20 protein-coding genes and 3 pseudogenes are annotated in these 21,816 nt (G+C 37.9%); 19 read left to right on the top strand and 4 right to left on the bottom strand.

The genetic code is table 11. The features are described 5' to 3' along the window. Positions 1 to 88 precede the first annotated feature (88 nt). The 4 genes from JFT95_RS23460 (at position 89) to JFT95_RS23445 (ending at position 5,026) form a co-directional block, all read left to right on the top strand. Positions 89 to 1,525, top strand: a complete 1,437-nt coding sequence (locus JFT95_RS23460) for a S41 family peptidase (RefSeq protein WP_483862088.1) — start codon at positions 89 to 91, stop codon at positions 1,523 to 1,525. Between the two features lie 95 nt (positions 1,526 to 1,620). Next, positions 1,621 to 2,805, top strand: a complete 1,185-nt coding sequence (locus tag JFT95_RS23455; RefSeq protein WP_172798714.1) for a PDZ domain-containing protein — start codon at positions 1,621 to 1,623, stop codon at positions 2,803 to 2,805. 128 nt (positions 2,806 to 2,933) lie between these two features. Next, on the top strand, positions 2,934 to 4,649 hold the full coding sequence (locus JFT95_RS23450; RefSeq protein ID WP_201053346.1) for an ABC transporter ATP-binding protein: 1,716 nt from the start codon (positions 2,934 to 2,936) through the stop codon (positions 4,647 to 4,649). A 65-nt stretch (positions 4,650 to 4,714) separates the two neighbouring features. Continuing rightward, positions 4,715 to 5,026 carry a heavy metal-binding domain-containing protein gene (locus JFT95_RS23445; RefSeq protein WP_002068307.1) on the top strand — a complete coding sequence of 104 codons (312 nt, stop codon included), beginning with the start codon at positions 4,715 to 4,717 and terminating at the stop codon, positions 5,024 to 5,026. Between the two features lie 133 nt (positions 5,027 to 5,159). Here the strand turns inward: JFT95_RS23445 and abc-f are convergent. From abc-f to JFT95_RS23425, 4 genes and pseudogenes are all read right to left on the bottom strand, one after another. Further along, positions 5,160 to 6,794: pseudogene (abc-f, locus tag JFT95_RS23440) on the bottom strand (ribosomal protection-like ABC-F family protein). A 264-nt stretch (positions 6,795 to 7,058) separates the two neighbouring features. Further along, positions 7,059 to 7,604, bottom strand: a complete 546-nt coding sequence (locus JFT95_RS23435; RefSeq protein ID WP_201053344.1) for a flavodoxin family protein — start codon at positions 7,602 to 7,604, stop codon at positions 7,059 to 7,061. 4 nt (positions 7,605 to 7,608) lie between these two features. After that, positions 7,609 to 7,977: a MerR family transcriptional regulator gene (locus JFT95_RS23430; protein WP_002016114.1), complete on the bottom strand. Its 369-nt coding sequence runs from the start codon at positions 7,975 to 7,977 to the stop codon at positions 7,609 to 7,611. A 50-nt stretch (positions 7,978 to 8,027) separates the two neighbouring features. Next, positions 8,028 to 8,921, bottom strand: a complete 894-nt coding sequence (locus JFT95_RS23425; protein ID WP_201053342.1) for a LysR family transcriptional regulator — start codon at positions 8,919 to 8,921, stop codon at positions 8,028 to 8,030. Positions 8,922 to 9,073: 152 nt separating this feature from the next. Between JFT95_RS23425 and JFT95_RS23420 the strand changes: the two genes are divergently transcribed. The 15 genes and pseudogenes from JFT95_RS23420 (at position 9,074) to ppaX (ending at position 21,814) form a co-directional block, all read left to right on the top strand. Then, positions 9,074 to 10,096, top strand: coding sequence for a YeiH family protein (locus JFT95_RS23420; protein WP_002129908.1), 1,023 nt, complete (start codon positions 9,074 to 9,076; stop codon positions 10,094 to 10,096). A gap of 80 nt (positions 10,097 to 10,176) precedes the next feature. Continuing rightward, positions 10,177 to 10,374 carry a helix-turn-helix transcriptional regulator gene (locus JFT95_RS23415; RefSeq protein ID WP_002016109.1) on the top strand — a complete coding sequence of 66 codons (198 nt, stop codon included), beginning with the start codon at positions 10,177 to 10,179 and terminating at the stop codon, positions 10,372 to 10,374. Positions 10,375 to 10,385: 11 nt separating this feature from the next. Beyond that, positions 10,386 to 10,776, top strand: a pseudogene (locus JFT95_RS23410) (hypothetical protein). A 17-nt stretch (positions 10,777 to 10,793) separates the two neighbouring features. After that, on the top strand, positions 10,794 to 11,015 hold the full coding sequence (locus tag JFT95_RS23405; protein WP_002089582.1) for a hypothetical protein: 222 nt from the start codon (positions 10,794 to 10,796) through the stop codon (positions 11,013 to 11,015). Further along, complete coding sequence (locus tag JFT95_RS23400; RefSeq protein WP_002129904.1) at positions 11,012 to 11,404, top strand: hypothetical protein; 393 nt, start codon at positions 11,012 to 11,014, stop codon at positions 11,402 to 11,404. Before JFT95_RS23405 ends, JFT95_RS23400 begins: the two co-directional genes overlap by 4 nt. A gap of 16 nt (positions 11,405 to 11,420) precedes the next feature. Beyond that, the gene (locus JFT95_RS23395) at positions 11,421 to 11,648 is read left to right on the top strand and encodes a hypothetical protein (RefSeq protein WP_002034710.1); all 228 of its coding nucleotides are present in this window, start codon (positions 11,421 to 11,423) and stop codon (positions 11,646 to 11,648) included. A gap of 100 nt (positions 11,649 to 11,748) precedes the next feature. Further along, a complete protein-coding gene (locus JFT95_RS23390) occupies positions 11,749 to 12,510 on the top strand; it encodes a MerR family transcriptional regulator (protein WP_002129901.1) in 762 nt (253 codons plus the stop codon). Beyond that, on the top strand, positions 12,507 to 13,127 hold the full coding sequence (locus JFT95_RS23385) for a hypothetical protein (protein ID WP_201053340.1): 621 nt from the start codon (positions 12,507 to 12,509) through the stop codon (positions 13,125 to 13,127). Before JFT95_RS23390 ends, JFT95_RS23385 begins: the two co-directional genes overlap by 4 nt. A 47-nt stretch (positions 13,128 to 13,174) precedes the next feature. Further along, positions 13,175 to 13,607, top strand: a pseudogene (locus JFT95_RS23380) (DUF4362 domain-containing protein). Positions 13,608 to 13,758: 151 nt separating this feature from the next. Then, positions 13,759 to 15,735, top strand: coding sequence for an excinuclease ABC subunit B (gene uvrB, locus JFT95_RS23375; RefSeq protein WP_002016097.1), 1,977 nt, complete (start codon positions 13,759 to 13,761; stop codon positions 15,733 to 15,735). Positions 15,736 to 15,740: 5 nt separating this feature from the next. After that, positions 15,741 to 18,611 carry an excinuclease ABC subunit UvrA gene (gene uvrA, locus JFT95_RS23370; protein WP_002016096.1) on the top strand — a complete coding sequence of 957 codons (2,871 nt, stop codon included), beginning with the start codon at positions 15,741 to 15,743 and terminating at the stop codon, positions 18,609 to 18,611. Between the two features lie 186 nt (positions 18,612 to 18,797). After that, positions 18,798 to 19,178 carry a phage holin family protein gene (locus JFT95_RS23365; protein ID WP_002089574.1) on the top strand — a complete coding sequence of 127 codons (381 nt, stop codon included), beginning with the start codon at positions 18,798 to 18,800 and terminating at the stop codon, positions 19,176 to 19,178. 155 nt (positions 19,179 to 19,333) lie between these two features. Next, positions 19,334 to 20,263: an HPr(Ser) kinase/phosphatase gene (gene hprK, locus JFT95_RS23360; protein ID WP_002016091.1), complete on the top strand. Its 930-nt coding sequence runs from the start codon at positions 19,334 to 19,336 to the stop codon at positions 20,261 to 20,263. Between the two features lie 24 nt (positions 20,264 to 20,287). Further along, positions 20,288 to 21,100: a prolipoprotein diacylglyceryl transferase gene (gene lgt / locus JFT95_RS23355; protein WP_002034719.1), complete on the top strand. Its 813-nt coding sequence runs from the start codon at positions 20,288 to 20,290 to the stop codon at positions 21,098 to 21,100. A 66-nt stretch (positions 21,101 to 21,166) separates the two neighbouring features. Further along, positions 21,167 to 21,814: a pyrophosphatase PpaX gene (gene ppaX, locus JFT95_RS23350; RefSeq protein WP_002089567.1), complete on the top strand. Its 648-nt coding sequence runs from the start codon at positions 21,167 to 21,169 to the stop codon at positions 21,812 to 21,814. Positions 21,815 to 21,816: the final 2 nt, after the last annotated feature.

Below are 21,816 nucleotides of genomic sequence, written 5' to 3'. Positions count from 1 at the left end.
TCATATAGTAGAAATAGGTAAAGGCATCACACATCGTGTGATGCCTTTTGCTACACCACCTGTGTGTTCTGGAAAGGGGAATTCCGCATTGAAACGTAGAGTTGCAATTATTGGAATGGTTGTTGCATTTTTAATTGGTGCTGGCGGGATGTTTGGTGGTATGTACTGGTTTGGGATAAACCCAGCGTATGTAACGCAAACAGTATCGAATGGTAATGCTGGCACAGCGCAAGGGAATTTGGTAAAGATTAATGAGGCGTATGCACTAATTGATTCACGTTATGTGGAAGACGTGAAAGACGACAAATTAGTCGAAGGTGCGATACAGGGAATGTTGTCTACGCTGAAGGACCCTTATTCCACGTATATGGATAAAGAAACGGCAAAACAGTTTAGTCAGTCACTGGATCCTGAACTTGAAGGGATTGGAGCTGAAGTGAACAAGACGGACGGTAAGCTTATTATCGTATCGCCAATTAAAGGTTCACCAGCAGAAAAGATAGGAATTAAACCGAATGACCAAATTTTATCTGTAGATGGAAATAGTGTGAAAGATTTATCACGTGAAGAAGCAGTATTAAAAATTCGTGGTAAAAAAGGAACGACTGTTGCAATTGAAATTAAGCGCGCAGGAGTGGCTGATCCGATAGAATTTAAAATTAAGCGTGAAAAGATTCCGATTTTCACTGTATTTAGTTCCGTAAAGCAAGATAGCGGAAAAGATATCGGTTATATGCAAATTACTTCTTTCGCTGAAAATACTGCGAAAGAATTTAAGGATCAGTTAAAAGAGCTAGAGAAGAAAAACATAAAAGGCTTAGTTATTGACGTGCGTGGTAATCCTGGCGGTTATTTAAATAGTGTAGAAGATATACTAGGAGACATCATGACAGATAAAAAGCCAATGCTGCAAGTAGAACAGCGAAATGGTGAGAAGAAGAAATTCTCTACGGAACTGAAAGAGAGAAAGTCATATCCAATTTCAGTATTAATTGATAATGGAAGTGCTTCTGCTTCAGAGATTTTAGCTGGTGCGCTAAAAGAAGGAGAAGGATACGATTTAATTGGTGAAAAAACGTTTGGTAAAGGTACTGTTCAACAGGCTGTTCCATTTAAAGATGGCAGCAATATTAAATTAACAATGTTTAAATGGTTAACACCAGATGGCAATTGGATTCATAAAAAAGGAATCGCGCCAACTGTAGAAGTGAAGCAACCAGATTATTATCATGCGACACCAATTCAAATTGAAAAGACACTTTCATACAATTCAAATGATGTACAAGTAAAACACGCGCAAGAAATGCTTAAGAGCTTAGGATATGTACCAGGACGTGAAGATGGATACTTTAGCAAAGAGACAGAATCAGCACTAAAAGCATTCCAAAATGCGAATGAGATGGAAGCAACAGGACAACTTAATAAAAAGACAGCTGAAGCGATTCAAACTAAAATCATTGAAAAAATCCGTTCTGGAGAAAATGATTTACAATTACAGACGGCATTGAAATTAATAGCGAAATAAGAAAGAATACAGGCACTTTGATGCCTGTATTTTTTTATGTGTTAAATATGATAAGATAAAAAGAAAGAATGATATAAATGGTGGTGAATGAATTCGTGGAGGCATGGCTTTTTGAAATACTACGAGCGGTTGGACGTTTTTTCTTACACCCTGCTGTCTATGTATTTTTAATTAGTAGTATCTTCGTTGGATACTTACGTATATTACGAGAACGAAAAGATTTTTCTTTTAAAGTATATGATATTTGGTTTGAACTACGAACAACTCTATTTGCAGGTATTGGGTACGGATTAATCGTATCTATTATTACGATTGGGCTTGGGCTTGTTGTTTCAAAAGCGAGTTTATGGGCAATTTTACTTTGGACGTTATTATTCGGATTAACTGCTATGTATCGATATTTATCTGTAGCTTATACTTTCGGAATCGCGATTGCACTCGTGTTGTTATCGTCTAAGATGCCAGTTTCCTTCTTACAGCTTGGAGAAGGTGAAGAGGGTACGATTGTATCCCTTGCTATTTTACTAGGCGTTATGCTCGTTGTAGAGGGTTTATTAATCTCTAAAAATGCAGTTCGTTATTCTACGCCGAAAATTAACAAAGGTAAGCGTGGGCTACGAATTGGACTACATGAATCCAATCGTTTATGGCTTGTACCAGTATTTATTCTTATACCAGGAGACGCGGTGACAGGATTTATTTCTTGGTGGCCTGTCGTTTCAATAGGTTCGACTACATACTCTTTATTCCTCGTTCCATTTTTAATTGGATTTATGAGAAAGGTTAGAAGTTATGAGCCGACGGAAGCTTTATTATTTACAGGAAGACGCGTCTATGGTTTAGCGGGGCTCGTACTCGTTTTAGGTATCGCAAGTTACTGGTGGCACGTACTCGCAATTATCGCGATGGGAGTCGCAATGCTTGGACGCTTTACAATCTCGATGCAAGAGAAAATTGCAGACGAGAAAAGACCAGCATACTTTGCCGCACGTAATGATGGACTTGTTGTGTTAGATACAATTCCGAATACAATTGGGGCAGAGATGAATTTAAAGCCTGGAGAAGTTATTACGAAAGTAAATGGAATCATTCCAAGAAGTACCGAAGAGTTTTATGACGCGCTTCAAACGAAGACGACAGGAGCGTTTTGTAAATTAGAAGTAGTAGATACAAATGGTGAGCTTCGTCTTGCTCAAACGGCATTATACGCCGGGGGACATCATGAATTAGGTGTTGTATTTGTTCAGCAAGAGCACGAGTGGGATTCGGAAGCTATATAAAGTAAAATGGAAACCTTCATCAAATATAGATGAAGGTTTTTTTAGTTTCATAGACGGATAACTTGAATAATTATTTGATAATGGTTATCATTTAGAGAGTCTTTTAATTTGGAAAAGGGAGGAAAGATATGCTACGTAAATTTTTTTCTTACTATAAACCGTACAAAGGTTTATTCGTACTCGATTTTTCCTGTGCAGTTATCGCAGGTTTACTCGAACTTGGTTTCCCGCTTATCGTAAATCAATTTATTGATAAGTTATTACCAGGACAAAACTGGACGCTTATTTTATGGGCTTGTTTCGGCTTGTTCGTAGTTTATGTGTTAAATGCAGGTTTGCAATATGTCGTTACATATTGGGGACATATGCTTGGGGTTAACATTGAAACAGATATGAGGCAGAAATTATTTGATCACATTCAAAAGCTATCATTCAGATTTTTTGATAATAATAAAACAGGTCATTTAATTTCACGTCTTACAAACGATTTAATGGAAATTGGGGAAATTGCTCACCATGGACCAGAAGATTTATTCATTGCCATTATGACTTTAGTTGGAGCATTTTCATTTATGATGATGATTAACTGGAAGTTAGCACTTCTAACATTCTTCGTAATCCCGTTCTTATTATGGTTGGCACTTTACTTCAATAAAAAAATGACAGGTACGTTTAGACGTTTATTCTCAGACGTTGCTGATTTCAATGCATGTATCGAGAACAATGTAGGTGGTATCCGCGTTGTACAAGCATTCGGAAATGAAAAGTTTGAGAAAGAGCAATTTGCTGTAAATAATGCTCGTTTCCGTACAACAAAATTAATGGCGTATAAAATTATGGCGTTAAATTCATCGATTAGTTATATGCTGATGCGTCTTGTAACACTCTTTGTATTAATATGTGGTACATGGTTTGTTCTGCAAGGTGAATTAACGTACGGTGGATTTATTGGATTCGTTTTATTAACGAATATTTTCTTCCGCCCAATTGAAAAAATTAATGCGGTTATTGAAAGTTATCCGAAAGGAATCGCTGGTTTTAAAAGATATGTAGAACTTCTGGAAACAGAGCCGGATATTGTAGATTCTAAAGGTGCAATAGAAGTTAAACATGTACACGGCGATATTCAATACAATAACATCACGTTCGGATATGAAAATAAAGAGCCGATTTTAAACGATATTAGTTTGAAAATACATGCAGGTGAAACAGTTGCTTTCGTTGGACCATCAGGGGCAGGGAAAACAACACTATGTAGTTTATTACCTCGTTTTTATGAACAATCATCTGGATCAATTCAAATTGATGGCATTGACACCAAAGAGATGACGTTATCGTCACTTCGTAAGCAAATCGGAATTGTACAGCAAGATGTTTTCTTATTCTCAGGAACAATTCGTGAAAATATCGCTTACGGAAACTTAAAAGCTTCAGAATCTGAAATTTGGCAGGCGGTAAAACGTGCTCAGCTAGAGGACTTAATTTACTCGCAACCAGACGGTTTAGATACAGTTATCGGTGAGCGTGGTGTGAAACTTTCAGGAGGACAAAAGCAGCGCTTAGCAATTGCCCGTATGTTCTTGAAGAACCCGCCAATTTTAATTTTAGATGAAGCAACTTCTGCGCTAGATACAGAGACAGAACTTGCTATCCAAAAATCACTTGCAGAACTATCTGTTGGCCGTACAACATTAGTTATCGCTCACAGGCTTGCAACTATTAAAAATGCAGATCGCATCGTCGTTGTAAATAAAGACGGTATTGCAGAACAAGGTTCACATGAGGAACTAATCAAACGAGGCGAGGGTTACAGCCGATTGTATGAGGCGCAGTTTAGTTCGTAAATATAATTTCTGCTGAATTAGTGCACCATAAGTAAGTGGAAATCTTATATGGGAGGCTATAAAGCATGATTGTAACAACAACTTCTACAATTCAAGGGAAAGAAATTATTGAGTATATCGATATCGTTAATGGCGAAGCAATCATGGGTGCGAATATCGTGCGTGACCTTTTCGCTTCTGTCCGTGACGTTGTCGGTGGTCGCGCAGGCGCCTACGAAAGTAAACTAAAAGAAGCGCGCGACATTGCAATGGAAGAGATGAAAACTCTCGCAAGACAAAAAAATGCGAACGCCATTGTTGGTATCGACGTGGACTACGAAGTAGTTCGCGAAGGAATGCTAATGGTTGCGGTGAGTGGGACTGCTGTCCGTATATAAAGTGAAAAGCCGTGCTGGTGCACGGCTTTTTGTTGTTATTGTGTCTAACATGATAGGTAGGGTGATATTCTATGTCGAAGCCTCGATATTTCTTGGGAAATGTGGAAGGTCCCGTCGATATATGGGGAAGACATTAGAGTGCTTCTTTACACTGCCGAATTCGAACTAATAATTTTTCGTATTCTTGTTCGAGAAATGTGATGTCATCATGCTGATTTGGGATAGAAATCCTGCTGATGATTTCTGTTAATTTTGTTTGTAATCGTAATAATTCTTGTTCAGTAACGTTTACAGAAGCTTGGGTGGTTCTTTTTGTGTATTGCTTGTAATTGCCGTGGAATATTCTTGGTTCGCTCTCATCTACTTGTAGAATATGGTTTGCAACAGAACGAATAAAGGCACGGTCATGGCTAATGAAAAGTATTGTGCCAGGGTATTCTTGTAACCTGCTTTCTAATTCTTCATGCGTTGCCAAGTCTAAATAGTTTGTCGGTTCGTCGAGCAGAAGCATATTATAGTTTCCTAAAAATACTTTTGCGAGTGCGACCTTCATTCGTTCGCCGCCACTTAAGACATGTACAGGTTTATGAACATCTTCACGGCGGAATAAAAGCCGTGCAAGTATTGTTCGAACGAATGCTTCTGTATAGTTGGTTTCTTCTAGAACGTTCTCTAAAATGGTTTTATCTGTTTTTAAAATAGATAATGTTTGTTCAAAGTATCCAATTTTACAACTTTTCGAAAGCTGAATGCCACGCTCGTTCGCGAGAAGCATGTTGAACAAAGTTGTTTTTCCGCTTCCGTTTTCCCCTAAAATAGCAAGTTTTGCCCCAGGGACAATTGTTCCATTCATATTTTTAAATAGTGTGCGATCCCCTATTTTCTTCGTTGTTTTATTAAACTGAACAACTGCTTTACTATGAATTGGTGTGTGGTATTGTACGTCAAACTGAGCTTGAGAAAAGTCCTTCGGTTTTTCTTTCTGTTCCAACTTTTCAAGGCGTGTTTCTAGTGCTTTCGCTACTTTGCTAATATTTTCTTGCCCATGAGCCCCGCTGCACTTATAAAGTTTAGATTCAGATGAACTGAACCGTGTTGGGATTTTTGTCATGCTAGAAGCACGTTGCTTTCTTTGTGAAATTGACTGTTCTAACCGATTTTTTTCTTGTATATATTGATCATATTCTGCTTGCTTTTGTATTCGCTCACGTTCTTTTTGCTTTCGATAGTTTGAATAATTACCTTTATATTCTTGAATAGTACCGTCTTCAACTTCGATGATTTTTGTACATATGGCATCTAAAAGATCACGATCATGCGATATTAAAACAAGTGCACCTTTATAAGATAACAGTGCCTTTTCTAATTGCTCTGTACCGAACATATCTAAGTGACTTGTTGGCTCATCAGCAAATAGAATGCCTGCATCTTGTTCGAGGGCATGGGCGATCTTTAGGCGCATTCATTCACCGCCGCTCATTGAATTTGCGACGTTTGAAATATTCCATTTGCCCTTAGCGAGGGAAGAAGCGGTTTCCGGTATCCCCTCGCTAAGCTGTGGGATAATGGCGATAGAACTATGATGAGTTACTGTGCCTTTGTCAGCTTCTATTTCTTTACTTAATATTTGTAATAACGTAGATTTTCCAGCTCCGTTGACTCCGACAATCCCTATACGATCGTTTGCTTGAATTTCTAGTGATGGTAACGTAAATATGGTGCGATCACCAAAGCTCTTTTCGATATTATGTGCGATTAAAATAGTCATAAAAAAACCTCCCTAGTTTCACTAGAGAGGATAAATGTCGCCCTTCAATGTAAAAATCGTACATAAATAAACGATTTTTTACATGATCGTATCGAAAGAAAGTATCGACAAATGGACAGACTAATCCTCTGCTAGTTTTCATCATTTTTGTTCACTATTTGTGATGGATGAAATAAATAAGAGAATTAGAACTTCATTGGTCAAAGTACCTTCCTTTCATAATATTATTTTTATTGTATGCGCATACAAATGGATTTGTCAAACTTATTTCTGTGTGCTATTTTTGAATTTATTATTATACAATTGTGCTTTTACCAGCGCCTCAGCATCGTTCTTGATTTCATCCAGTCCATTCGCATCCCCAATAATATATCCTTCAAATGATGAACCAACAAAATCAAAGATATATTGAAACTGGGCGATAAGCGGCAATGCTTTCAGTTTTGGACTGTCTCCGCCAACGATGACAACGTACATTTTTTTGCCTTTCATTTTTTCTTTGAAATGAAGAGATTTATTACGCAAGCTTTGTGACCAGCGATCAACGAAGTTCTTCATGTGGCCGCTCATTCCGTACCAGTATAGCGGTGTAGCGAAGATAATCGTGTCGTGCTCTAGCATGCGTTTGGTTAACTGCTCGTAGTCATCATTTACAGGTTGAAATCCTTCTACATCATGGCGCTGATCTATGATTGGGTGGACGATATGATCACGCAAGTAAATTTGTTCTGTTTCAATCCCATCAATCACCATATGTGTTAAAGCTTCCGTATTTCCGTTTTGTCTTGAACTGCCATGTATAACAAACATGTAATCATCCCTTTTCTTTTGCTTGTTTTAGGAGTGAAACGTGTTTTTGTAAATTCGTTTGAATGTTGGAAAGTAATGTGATTTGCTTCGTTACCTCATCAAGTTTGTCTTCGTAAAGTGCAAGGATACTACTACACGGATTTTCGTAGAGATGTGGCTCGATTTCAAGGCAACGTAGCATTCGTTCTGTTTCTTCTAAATTTAAGCCGATTTGCAAGTACATTTGAATCAGCTCTACTTTTTCGATTGCACTTTCATCAAAATCACGGTAGCCATTTGCTAGGCGTTTCGAAGGGAGTAATCCCTTTTCTTCATAATGTCTTAGTGCCCTTTCACTAACCCCAGTTTCTTTTGATAACTCTCCAATTCGCAATGCGTTTCACTCCTTTACATGTATTGTAAACCTTCACACTAATGTGAAGGTCAACTTTGTTTTTTCGCAAAAGAATTCACATGATTTAAAAACACTTGGATGGCTTTAGATGGAATGAAATATTTGCCGCGCACGATGGAGAATGGACGGATTAGCTCTTCGTTCGGAACAGGGATGTGGAATATTTCTTGTGCCAACAGTTCTTTTCGAACAGTCCAATCTGAAAGGATAGCGATGCCAAGACCGGCTGCAACGGCTTCCTTCACGCTTTGAATACTGCTAAATGTAAAGAAGCGTTTCATTTTTAAATGATGTTGGTGTATAAATCGATCGCTATAGGCACGTGTGCCAGAGCCGCTCTCCCTTAATACCCAGACTTGGTCTTGCAATGCATTTTCGTTAATCCCCTTGATATGGAGCAATGGGTGGTTTGGCGGGACGACGAGTTTCATTTCATCTTGCATAAAAGTTTCAACATCTACGTCAGCGTATACGACTTGGCCTTCCACTAAGCCGATATCAATTTGATTAGAGCGGAGGCTTTGCAAAACTTCTTCCGTATTGGAGATAAATGTATGAACTTCGACGTGTGCATTTTCATTGGCAAAGCGCGCAAGTATTTTTGGAAGTAAGTATTCGCCAATTGTAAAGCTAGCGCCGATGCGAAGTGTCCCTGTTACGACGTTATGCAGCGCATTAATTTCCTGTTTTGCATCTTCATAAAGTGAGAGCATCTGCTTTGCGTGTATGTATAATATGTTTCCAGCTTCCGTAACTTGGACGTGCTTTGGGGAGCGCTGAATAAGTGTAGTCCCAAGTTCATTTTCCAGGTTGCGAATGTGCATACTAACGCCAGGTTGTGAAAGGTTTAATAGTTCCGCAGCACGCGAAAAATGTTTTTGTTCAACGACAGTAACAAAGATCTTTAAAATGTCGACGTTCATTTGTTAGGCCCCTTTATTTTTGCTTTTATTTTATCATAAATATTTCTGATGATAGGTATTCAATATTGATATTAAACTTATTATTAAAACTCTCTTATAATGTAACTAGAAAGAACATGCATGTTCCAATACGATTATTGGGGTGGTACAAAGTGGAACAAACACTTGTTATACAAAAGAAGAAGGGCTTTGGATTTTCGCAAGGTATTGGGATTACGTTATTAATCGCAATCGCCGCGAAATATTTAGCAGAGCTTCCATTTTTAAATATTATGGGACAATTAGTAATCGCTATTCTAATCGGGATGGTTTGGCGCGCGGCAATCGGGATTCCTCAAGAAGCGATAGCGGGAACGAACTTTGCGAGTAAGAAGTTGCTACGCTTTGGGATCATCTTACTCGGAATGAGGTTAAATCTTGTAGATATTGCGAAGGCGGGGCCGAAAGTATTGGTCATCGCAGCGGTTGTTATTACATTTACAATTTTCGTTGTATATGGACTAACGAAAGTATTTAAAGTAGAACAGAAACTTGGAATTTTAACAGCATGTGGGACGGCAATTTGCGGAGCTGCAGCGGTCGTGGCAATTGCACCGCAAGTGAAAGCGAAAGATGAAGAAACAGCAGTCGGGGCAGCAATTATTGCAATTTTAGGTACAATATTTACACTTATTTATACGCTATTATACCCAGTGCTTGGCTTCTCACCCTACGGTTACGGGGTGTTCTCAGGGGCGACGCTGCACGAAATCGCTCACGTTATCGCGGCTGCAGCGCCAGGAGGTAGCACGGCTGTAGACATCGCGGTTATTGTGAAGTTAACGCGCGTAGCGATGCTTGTGCCAGTAGCGATTTTAATTGGATTATGGTTTGGTAAGAGCGAGGAAAGCAAGGAAAAAAGATCGTGGCGCGACCTTCCGATTCCTTGGTTCATCTTCGGATTTTTAGCAATGAGTGCGGTGCATTCGCTTGGGATTATCCCAGAAGTTGTTGCCGGATATATTGTAGTAATTGCGTACATGCTTATTGCAATGGCAATGGCAGGGCTAGGTTTAAATGTAGAGTTTAAAACGTTCCGCAAATTAGGAAGTAGGGCATTTGTGGCAGGGTTGATTGGCTCGGTTTGCTTATCTGTTCTTGGGTACGTTCTTGTATATGCATTAGGATTTATGTAGCAAAAAAAGAGGCATCTTATAGATGTCTCTTTTTTTTACCTTTTTTTGTAAAGATATCTTTACTTTCGAAGGTGGAGCCTATGGGTGTGAAAAATAAAATTAAAGAATTGCGAAAACAACATCATATAACGCAAATTGAAATGGCAAAGGCGATGCAAGTGACGCGGCAGACAATAGTGGCGATTGAGAACCACCACTATAACCCAAGTCTAGAGTTATCCCTAAAAATCGCCAAATATTTTGGAATGAAGGTAGAGGAAATATTTACGCTGGAGTAAGGGGAGAGAAAATGAACGATACTAAAAAGTTGTATATCGCTACGGTCTTAGGATTATGTGGAGGGGGACGTTTTAGTTCGGATTATGGACCCATCCATACCGATGTTATCGCTTATAGTTAGTAACATTTTAGCAATTGTATTTCTGATATTGTATACGAATTACAAAAAGCGGAAGTACAAAAAAGAAGAACTTCCAGATATAGATGAGCGGGTAAATGAAAATATAAAAAAGTATGTAAATGTCTCATTTATATTCGCATTTCTTTTGCTTATTGTTTATATTGTTGCAAGCAAAGCGATAGGGCGAATTACTATACCGATTCCAGAAATATTCATTGTATGTAGTTTCTTATTTGCTGGTAGTCTCATCATAGGAGTAATGGCGGGAAAACGAGCATAACGATAGGAGGAATGAAAATGCAAGATGAGTTTGAGAGATTTCAGTCGGATAAAGCGTTTAAATATTTAGGGTTGTTTTTAACAATGAGTTTAGCGGTATGGAGTTTGTATAATTTAATTGTTTATGGAAATGCGGGCATGCCGTTTGTTTTATTTGTATTAGGACAGTTTGTTTATTTCTTTGTGAACTATTGGCCGAAATGGAAATATAGAAATCAAAAAGAGGCTGATCATGTATGAGTAAGCAAGATATTATACGGTTCATAGGAAGTTTGTTTTTAGCGGGTCTTGTTTTAAATGTGAGTTTAATGATTTTAAGTATTTCGTGGGGAACGATCTTCATATCGAATGTAGCACTAGTCATTTTATATGGCATTTCGGAATATAGAGAACAGAAGCGTTTGAAAGAAGAGAGAGTACCGTCAATTGATGAGCGAGTTGTGAACAATATGAAGTCATATTTTACGATTTGTATTACAAGCTGCGTTTTTTTGTTCATTATGTATCTTTGTGTAAATAAGTATTTAGATAGGCAAGTAGTACATGTAAATGAGTTATTATATATTGCTATTTTTGGTTTATTAATAAGTATGGCATCGACGAGTGTGTTAGCAACAAGGAATAGATAGAAAAAGGGGAACTGGGATGGGATTACCGGTATTATGTGTCGCTACGGCTATTTTTGCTTTGTTTTGGGGAATACAAAACTTCTCTCGTAATCCAGTGCCAAGTGTATGTATTATGATTGGTGCTGTAGGTTTATCATACTATTTATTAATTTTAGCGCATTATCATAAAACAGCAACAAGTGTTGTTGTAGGGGCAATTATTTTATTTTGTGGTCGTGCTATACAAAAGGGGTTATTTCCATAAAAGCTGTTTATACAAAAGGTATAAACAGCTTTTTGTATTTTTTTTACAAACCACTTGAAAGTTACGTTACGTCATCTTTTATAATGAAGGAGAAGAGGTGATGGAGTTGATTTCAATTCAAGAACTAACGAGGGAAACAGGGGTTACAGTAAGGACGTTACGTTATTATGATCAAATTGATTTATTAAAGCCGAGTGGGAAAACTGATGGAGGACATCGGTTATATAGCGAGAGAGATGTTGTTCGTTTGCAGCAAATTTTATTTTTAAAAGAAATGGGTTTTTCATTAAAAGAGATTACGAATATGTTAATAACGGATGAGCTCAATTTAAAAGTATCGCTTGAAAAGCAACTTAGGTTTGTACAGGAAGAACAGAAAAAATTTAATCGAATGGAACGTATTTTACAGGCAGTTGTTTATTCAGTAGATGTGGAGGGAGAACTGGATTGGAAAGTTATGTTTGAACTCATTCAGCTTTCGAAACAGTCTCCGCGAATACGTGAGATGTTTCAAAATGAAGTTTTTTCTAAGGGAGAACAAAAGTTGCTTCATAATTTGCCGAACATGAGTGAAGAAGATCCGAATGTTTTAGAATGGGTAAATTTATTGAAGCAACTACGTAACTTTATGAAAGACGGTAAGGAAGCATCATGTGATGAAGTACAAGGCGCAACAAAGAAATTAATGCAGAAGTGTTTAGAGATGGCAAATGGTGATGAAGCATTTTTAGATAAACTGTGGGAAGTAAGAAAGTCAAAAGAAGATTCACAGAAAATGAGTATGTATCCAATTGAGGAAGAGCTTCTAGTATATATGGATGAGGCTTTTCGTATATATGATGAAAGGGAGAGGGATAAATGAGTATACTCGCAGAATATCAATGGTACTTTTTAATTGGTGCAGAGATTGTATTTTGGCTATCAGCTATTGGATTCTTTTTACTAAGGTATGGATTTCGCTTGAAAAAGGCGAGCTTTATTATGGGGATTGTGCTACTCATAAATGAAGTGTTTATTTTAACTTTAGGGGTATTGGACTATTATCAAACAGGGAAGTTCTCTAATTTTCAAATCATTACGGTAATCATTTTATTATATGCAGTTTTTTATGGGAAAAAGGATTTGAAAAAATTAGACATATATGCACAAAAATTAGTTGCGAAGTGGCGGAATGAACCGGCGCCTATTATCGAAGAACCACTTGAAGTAACAGGGATGGCGCATGCGAAGCAGGAAATAAAAAATTGGATTTTACATCTTATTTTGTTTATTGCGGTTCATATATTCTTTTTCTTCATGTATGGGCTTATTCCAATAGAACAGTGGGGGAATTGGTTAGAGTCAGGAATTGTTTTAAATAAAACAGCAAGCCGTGTAAGCCAAGTATGGGCTATTATTCTTTTAGTGGATACTGCGATTTCATTTTCATATGTTATTTTTCCGAAGAAGGAGAAAGGAAACAAGAAGCTACTTTCATAGAGGAAAGTAGCTTTTTTCTAGTATACCAATAGTTTGTATAGGAGAGGATAACAATAGGGAAAAGAACAGGTTTTATATGCTTATTTCTCTTTAGTTTAGTAGCATGTTCACAACCTAACAGTGCAATTGATAAGAAGAATGATGTCGTTGCAAAGGGGGGGAGAAATTTCTAATCTAGATAAATTCGAGAAGTTCATTTGGAATGTGGAACAAGGGAAAGTTGATAAAATAAGAATTGTACAGTATACACATGAAGGTGATCCTGTTTTTCAAACGTTAGAGCATAGTGAGAAAGATATACTTTATGTGTTAGATAATAGACAAGATCAATTTGCTGGTGACCATAAAGGGTTACATAAAGATAGTTGTAAAAGGATTGTTAAAGAGCAACGTGAATCAGAAACGGTATATAGGTTAATAGATTGTACGAATGAAAATGGGCGCAATGGATATGACTTATTATATGTACTTGAAAAATAGAGTTAGTAGAGGAAGGAAGTATTTATTCCTTCTTTTTTTTATGTATATCTTGTCGAAAATTTTACCGAATATCTGTTCGTTTTTTTAGGTTTTTTATGGGCATTCGTGGTAAAATAATAATACAGATTTTTATGAGGAGGTCGGTTTTTAGTTGGAACATCCATTTGAAATTATCTCAGAGTATTCCCCGCAAGGTGATCAGCCGGGAGCGATAGAGAAGCTTGTAGAGGGAATAAATAGTGGAAAGAAAAAGCAAGTGTTGCTTGGAGCGACAGGAACGGGTAAGACATTTACGATTTCAAATGTCATTAAAGAAGTGCAGAAGCCAACACTTGTAATGGCTCATAATAAAACGTTAGCAGGACAGTTATATAGTGAGCTGAAAGATTTCTTTCCTAACAATTCTGTGGAGTATTTTGTTAGTTATTACGATTATTATCAGCCGGAAGCGTACGTACCACATACGGATACGTTTATTGAAAAAGATGCGCAAATTAACGATGAAATTGATAAATTACGCCACTCGGCAACGTCTTCTTTATTTGAAAGAGATGATGTTATTATCGTTGCGAGTGTTTCGTGCATATACGGTTTAGGTTCTCCGGAAGAATACCGCGAGTTAGTTGTTTCGCTTCGAGTTGGTATGGAAAAGGACCGCAATCAATTGCTTCGTGAACTTGTTGATGTACAGTATGGACGTAATGATATTGATTTTAAGCGTGGTACATTCCGTGTGCGCGGAGATGTAGTTGAAATCTTCCCCGCATCACTTGATGAGCATTGTATTCGAATTGAATTTTTTGGGGATGAAATAGATCGTATTCGAGAAGTAAATGCATTAACGGGTGAAGTATTAGCAGAACGTGATCATGTAGCAATCTTCCCGGCATCTCACTTCGTTACACGTGAAGAAAAGCTGAAGGTCGCTATTGAAAATATTGAAAAAGAATTAGAAGAGCGTTTAAAAGAATTAAATGATAACGGTAAGTTGTTAGAGGCGCAGCGCATAGAACAGCGAACGCGTTATGATTTAGAAATGATGCGCGAGATGGGCTTTTGTTCAGGGATTGAAAACTATTCCCGTCATTTAACACTTCGTCCAGCAGGCTCAACGCCGTATACTCTTTTAGATTATTTTCCAGAGGATTTCTTAATCGTTATGGATGAGTCGCACGTATCGGTTCCGCAAGTAAGAGCGATGTATAACGGGGACCAAGCACGTAAGCAAGTGCTTGTTGATCATGGATTCCGTCTGCCATCAGCTTTAGATAATAGACCGCTCACGTTTGATGAGTTTGAAGAGAAAACGAATCAAGTTATTTACGTTTCGGCAACGCCAGGACCGTACGAGTTAGAGCAGTCACCGAAAGCAATAGAACAAATTATTCGTCCAACAGGGCTTTTAGATCCACCAATTGATATACGACCAATTGAAGGACAAATAGATGATTTATTAGGAGAAATCCATGACCGGATTGCAAAAAATGAACGTGTATTAATTACGACTTTAACGAAGAAAATGTCAGAGGATTTAACGGACTATTTAAAAGATGTAGGAATTAAAGTGAATTATCTTCACTCTGAAATTAAAACATTAGAGCGTATTGAAATTATCCGTGATCTTCGCCTTGGTAAGTTTGATGTACTTGTCGGTATTAACTTATTACGAGAAGGATTAGATATTCCAGAAGTATCACTTGTAGCTATTTTAGATGCTGATAAGGAAGGGTTCCTACGTTCAGAGCGTTCATTAATTCAAACAATTGGTCGTGCGGCGCGTAATGCAAACGGCCGCGTTATTATGTACGCAGATCGCATAACGAGATCAATGGGAATTGCAATTGAAGAAACACAGCGTCGTCGTAGTATACAAGAAGCTTACAATGAAAAGCATGGTATTACGCCGAAAACGATTCAAAAAGGAGTACGTGACGTTATTCGTGCGACAACAGCAGCTGAGGATACGGAAATATATGAAGCAACACCAGCTAAGAAGATGACGAAAAAAGAACGTGAAAATACAATTGCGAAGATGGAAGCAGAGATGAAAGAAGCAGCAAAGGCATTAGATTTCGAGCGTGCAGCTGAATTAAGAGATTTACTATTAGAATTAAAAGCGGAAGGGTGAAAAGAGTGAGTAAAGATTTTATTGTTGTAAAAGGTGCTAGAGCGCATAATTTAAAAAATATTGACGTAACCATTCCGAGAAATCAGCTTGTTGTTGTGACGGGATTGTCTGGTTCGGGGAAATCATCGTTAGCATTCGATACGATTTATGCAGAAGGGCAGCGTAGATACGTGGAATCTTTATCTGCGTATGCGCGCCAGTTTTTAGGGCAAATGGATAAGCCGGATGTTGATATGATTGAAGGTTTATCTCCAGCGATTTCAATTGACCAAAAAACGACGAGCCGTAATCCTCGTTCAACGGTTGGAACGGTAACGGAGATTTATGATTATTTACGTTTATTATTTGCACGAATTGGTACGCCGATTTGTCCGAATCATGGAATTGAAATTACATCACAAACAGTGGAACAGATGGTAGACCGTGTTCTTGAATATCCTGAACGTACGAAGTTGCAAGTGCTAGCGCCTATCGTGTCAGGGCGTAAAGGTGCGCATGCGAAAGTATTAGAAGATATTAAGAAGCAAGGTTATGTTCGTGTGCGCGTTGATGGAGAGATGCTGGATGTATCGGAAGAGATTACTTTAGAAAAAAATAAGAAGCATTCAATTGAAGTTGTTATTGACCGTATTGTTGTGAAAGAAGGAATTGCAAGCCGACTTGCAGATTCACTAGAAAGTGCTTTAAAGCTTGGCGGGGGCCGAGTTTTAATCGATGTAATGGGAGAGGAAGAACTTCTATTTAGTGAACATCATGCTTGTCCACATTGTGGTTTTTCAATCGGAGAATTAGAGCCGCGTATGTTCTCGTTTAATAGTCCGTTCGGCGCGTGTCCTTCTTGTGATGGACTTGGATCGAAGTTAGAGGTAGATTTAGAACTTGTTATTCCGAACTGGGATGTATCATTAAATGAACATGCGATTGCTCCTTGGGAACCGACAAGTTCACAATATTACCCGCAATTATTAAAATCCGTGTGTAATCATTACGGCATCGATATGGATATGCCGGTGAAAGATATACCGAAGGATTTATTTGATAAAGTGCTGTACGGAAGCGGGGAAGAGAAGCTTTATTTCCGCTATGTGAATGAATTTGGTCAAGTAAAGGAAAATGAGATTTTATTTGAAGGTGTTATTCCGAATATTGAGCGTCGTTATCGTGAGACGAGTTCTGATTATATTCGTGAGCAAATGGAGAAATATATGGCAGAGCAAGCTTGTCCGAAGTGTAAAGGTGGACGCTTAAAGCCTGAGAGTTTAGCTGTTTTCGTTGGTGATAAAACGATTGCCGATGTAACGAAATATTCTGTTCAAGAAGTACAGGAGTTCTTCTCAACTGTTGAGTTAACGGAGAAACAACAAAAAATTGCTCATTTAATTTTAAGAGAAATTCAGGAACGTGTCGGGTTCTTAGTGAACGTCGGTTTAGATTATTTAACGTTAAGTCGTGCCGCAGGAACTTTATCAGGTGGTGAGGCGCAGCGTATTCGTTTAGCGACACAAATTGGTTCTCGCCTTACTGGCGTACTTTACATTCTTGATGAGCCTTCTATCGGTTTGCATCAGCGTGATAATGATCGTCTTATTCGTACATTGCAGGAAATGCGTGATTTAGGAAATACGTTAATTGTTGTTGAGCATGATGAAGATACAATGATGGCTGCTGATTATTTACTTGATATCGGACCTGGTGCAGGTATTCATGGTGGTCAAGTTGTATCAGCAGGTACACCAGCTGAAGTTATGCAAGACGAGAATTCATTAACTGGGAAATATTTAAGCGGTAAAGAGTTTATTCCGGTACCACTTGAAAGACGTAAAGGTGACGGACGTAAAGTGGAGATTGTCGGTGCGAAAGAAAATAACTTAAAGAATGCGAAAATGTCATTCCCCCTAGGAACATTTGTAGCAGTAACAGGCGTATCTGGCTCTGGAAAAAGTACGATAATTAATGAAGTACTATACAAATCATTAGCTCAAAAGCTATATAAAGCGAAAGCAAAGCCAGGGGCTCATAAAGAAATTAAAGGTCTTGAGCAGTTAGATAAAGTTATTGATATTGATCAATCACCAATCGGGCGTACACCACGTTCAAATCCGGCGACATACACTGGTGTATTTGATGATATTCGTGATGTATTTGCGCACACGAATGAAGCGAAAGTACGTGGGTATCAAAAAGGACGTTTCAGCTTTAACGTAAAAGGCGGCCGTTGTGAAGCGTGCCGCGGTGATGGAATTATTAAAATCGAAATGCATTTCTTACCAGACGTGTATGTCCCATGTGAAGTTTGTCACGGTAAACGTTACAACCGTGAAACGTTAGAAGTGAAATATAAAGATAAGAATATTTCTGAAGTGTTAGGGATGACAATTGAAGATGGGGTAGAGTTCTTTGCTAATATCCCGAAAATTAAGCGTAAACTTCAAACGCTTGTAGATGTAGGGCTTGGTTATATGAAATTAGGACAACCAGCTACGACGTTATCAGGTGGTGAGGCGCAGCGTGTGAAATTAGCTTCTGAATTACATCGTCGTTCTACAGGGCGTACGTTATACATTTTAGATGAGCCAACGACTGGCTTACATGCACATGATATTGCACGCCTTCTAGAAGTGTTGCAACGTCTTGTTGAGAGTGGTGAGACGGTACTTGTAATTGAGCATAATTTAGATGTTATTAAAACAGCTGATTATATTATTGACCTTGGACCAGAAGGCGGAGACAAAGGCGGACAAATTGTTGCTTCGGGAACGCCAGAGCAAGTGGTGAAAGAAGAGCGCTCTTATACAGGTAAGTATTTAAAAGAGATTTTAGATCGTGATAAAGCAAGAATGAAAGAGAAAATAAAAGAAGTAGAGTTATCACAATAAGTTGTTAATAAAAACCGAGTGGGAATTGCACTCGGTTTTTATTTCACTAAGGGAAACTGGTAAGAATGTTAGTAGGTATACAAGTATAAAGAATAGAATAAATTGGTATAAGTGTTTGCATGTTACTTGCGTTTATTATCTATTAGCGTATGATGAAATATATATGTTAAAAGGATGTGTAAGGAAATGAGATGGATTGTATCACTTCTTGTAAATAGCGTTGTGTTAATCGCTGTATCCGGACTTTTAAAAGGGGTTGCACCAGACGCATTTTACATAGCAAATATACAAACTGCAATTATTGCGAGTATTATATTGGCGATTTTAAACGTATTTGTAAAGCCGCTTTTAATTTTAATTACGCTACCGATTACTCTTGTAACTTTCGGTTTCTTCTTAATTGTTATTAATGCGATTACGTTAAAGATGACGGATTCGTTATTAGGGGACGCCTTTAATATATCTGGATTTGGTGTAGCGATTGTTGCGGCAATTTGTATTTCTATTTTTAATATGATAATTGAAAAAGTAATTGTTGAACCATTACATGAAAAAAAGAGGAAATGACAAAAAGAAAAACATTTCATGACTCATATGAAATGTTTTTTTCTATTTATTAGAAACCGAGTTTCTTGTTTCCAGAAAAAATGGTACAATATCCGATAGAATGGAATTTTACATCAAATGAGACTGAACCCGCAGCGGAGTGGAGGTTTATACATATGCCGAAAGTAAGGACAAAAGATTTAATTGAACAATTTCAATTGGAGTTAGTAAGTGGTGAAGAAGGGATTCATCGTCCGATTGATACGAGTGATTTATCGCGACCTGGAATTGAAATGGCAGGATTTTTTACATATTATCCAGCAGATCGCGTGCAGCTTCTTGGGAAAACGGAGCTTACGTTCTTTGATACGTTAACGACAGAGCAAAAGCAAGAGAGAATGAAAGCGCTTTGTACTGAGGAGACGCCTTGTATTATTGTAACTCGTAATCAAGATGTACCGGATGAGTTATTACAAGCATCACGTGAATCAGGCGTGCCTTTATTACGTTCTGCTCAAACGACGACGAGATTATCAAGTCGTTTAACAAACTATTTAGAAGGTAAGTTAGCGCCAACAACAGCTGTTCATGGTGTGCTAGTAGATATTTATGGTGTTGGTGTTTTAATTACAGGTCAAAGTGGTGTCGGGAAAAGTGAGACAGCGCTTGAACTTGTAAAGCGTGGTCACCGCCTTGTTGCGGATGATAGCGTAGAAATTCGTCAAGAAGATGAAGATACATTAGTAGGGAGCTCACCTGATTTAATTGAGCACTTATTAGAAATTCGTGGTCTAGGTATCATTAACGTAATGACGTTATTCGGTGCAGGGGCAGTACGAAATTATAAACGTATTACACTTGTTATTAATCTTGAAATTTGGGATCAAAAGAAAAATTATGATCGCTTAGGTCTTGATGAAGAGAAGATGAAGATTATTGATACAGAACTTACGAAGATTACACTTCCAGTTCGTCCTGGTCGAAACTTGGCTGTTATTATTGAAGTAGCAGCGATGAACTTCAGATTAAAACGTATGGGAGTCAATGCGGCACAACAGTTCTCTGAACGATTAATGAGTGCGATTGAGTTAGGAAATCAAGAGTAGACTCTGGAGAGGGAGGTCATATACATGCTGTTAGGTTCTGTACCACAGCTTGACCGTATAGCAGTCCAACTTGGGCCGTTCCCTGTTTATTGGTATGGGGTTATTATCGGTACAGGTGTGCTATTAGGTCTTTGGCTAGCAACTCGCGAGGGAGAAAGGCTTGGTATTCACAAAGATACATTTATCGACCTTGTATTAATCGCAGTACCAATTGCCATTCTTTTTGCGAGAATGTATTATGTCATTTTTGAATGGGAATATTATTCGCAAAATCCGAGTCAAATTATTAATATTCGTCAAGGTGGTTTGGCGATTCATGGTGGTTTAATCGGGGCTGTTATTACAGGAATCCTTTTTGCGAAACGACGCGGGCTTTCATTCTGGAAGTTAGCGGATATTGCTGCGCCGAGTATTTTACTAGGACAAGCAATTGGCCGATGGGGAAACTTTATGAACCAAGAGGCGCATGGTGATGAAGTAACGAGACAGTTTTTAGAAGGTCTTCATTTACCAGATTTCATTATTAATCAAATGTACATTGATGGTGTGTATTATCACCCAACGTTTTTATATGAATCATTATGGAACTTTGCAGGTGTTATTTTACTACTCGCGTTACGAAAAGTGAATTTACGCCGTGGTGAATTATTCTTCACATATTTAATTTGGTATTCAGTGGGACGCTTCTTCGTAGAAGGTTTGCGTACAGATAGTTTAATGTTAGGACCACTTCGTATTGCACAAGTAATGTCTATTGGAATTGTTGTTATTTCTATCATTTTCATTATTGTGAGACGAAAAATGGGGCAAGCTGATAAAAGATATTTAGAAAATTAGAGAAAAGTAGCATCTTATAGAAGATGCTGCTTCTTTCATATTCAGGTAATGAAAGGATTAAGGACGATGAAAATAAATACAGTGTTATTTGATTTAGATGGAACGTTAATTAATACAAATGAACTTATTATCTCTTCTTTTTTACATACGTTAAATCACTATTATTCTAATCAGTATAAGCGTGAAGATGTATTGCCATTTATCGGTCCATCTTTGCATGATACTTTTAGTAAAATTGATGCAAGTAAGGTTGAAGAGATGATTACATGTTATCGTCAATTTAATCATGAGCATCATGATGAATTAGTGGAAGAGTATGAAACTGTATATGAAACGGTTCAAGAATTGAAGAAGCAAGGTTATAAGATCGGCATCGTTACAACGAAGGCGAGACAGACGGTTGAAATGGGATTAAAGCTTTCGAAACTTGATCAGTTTTTTGATGTTGTCGTGACGATTGATGATGTGGAACATGTGAAACCACATCCAGAACCACTTCAAAAAGCATTGAAATTATTAGATGCAAAGCCAGAAGAAACATTGATGGTTGGTGATAATCATCATGATATCGTCGGTGGACAAAATGCAGGTACGAAAACAGTAGCGGTTTCATGGACATTGAAAGGTAGAGCGTATTTAGAAGCGTATAAACCAGATTATGTGCTAGATAAAATGAGTGATTTACTACCGATTTTGTCCCGCATTAACGGGTAGTA

It is taken from the genome of Bacillus sp. TH17, from assembly GCF_016651125.1.
Taxonomy (GTDB): Bacteria; Bacillota; Bacilli; order Bacillales; family Bacillaceae_G; genus Bacillus_A; species Bacillus_A mycoides.
The sequence above is the reverse complement of the archived record's forward strand: the minus strand, read 5'-3'. Positions and strand labels throughout refer to the sequence as shown.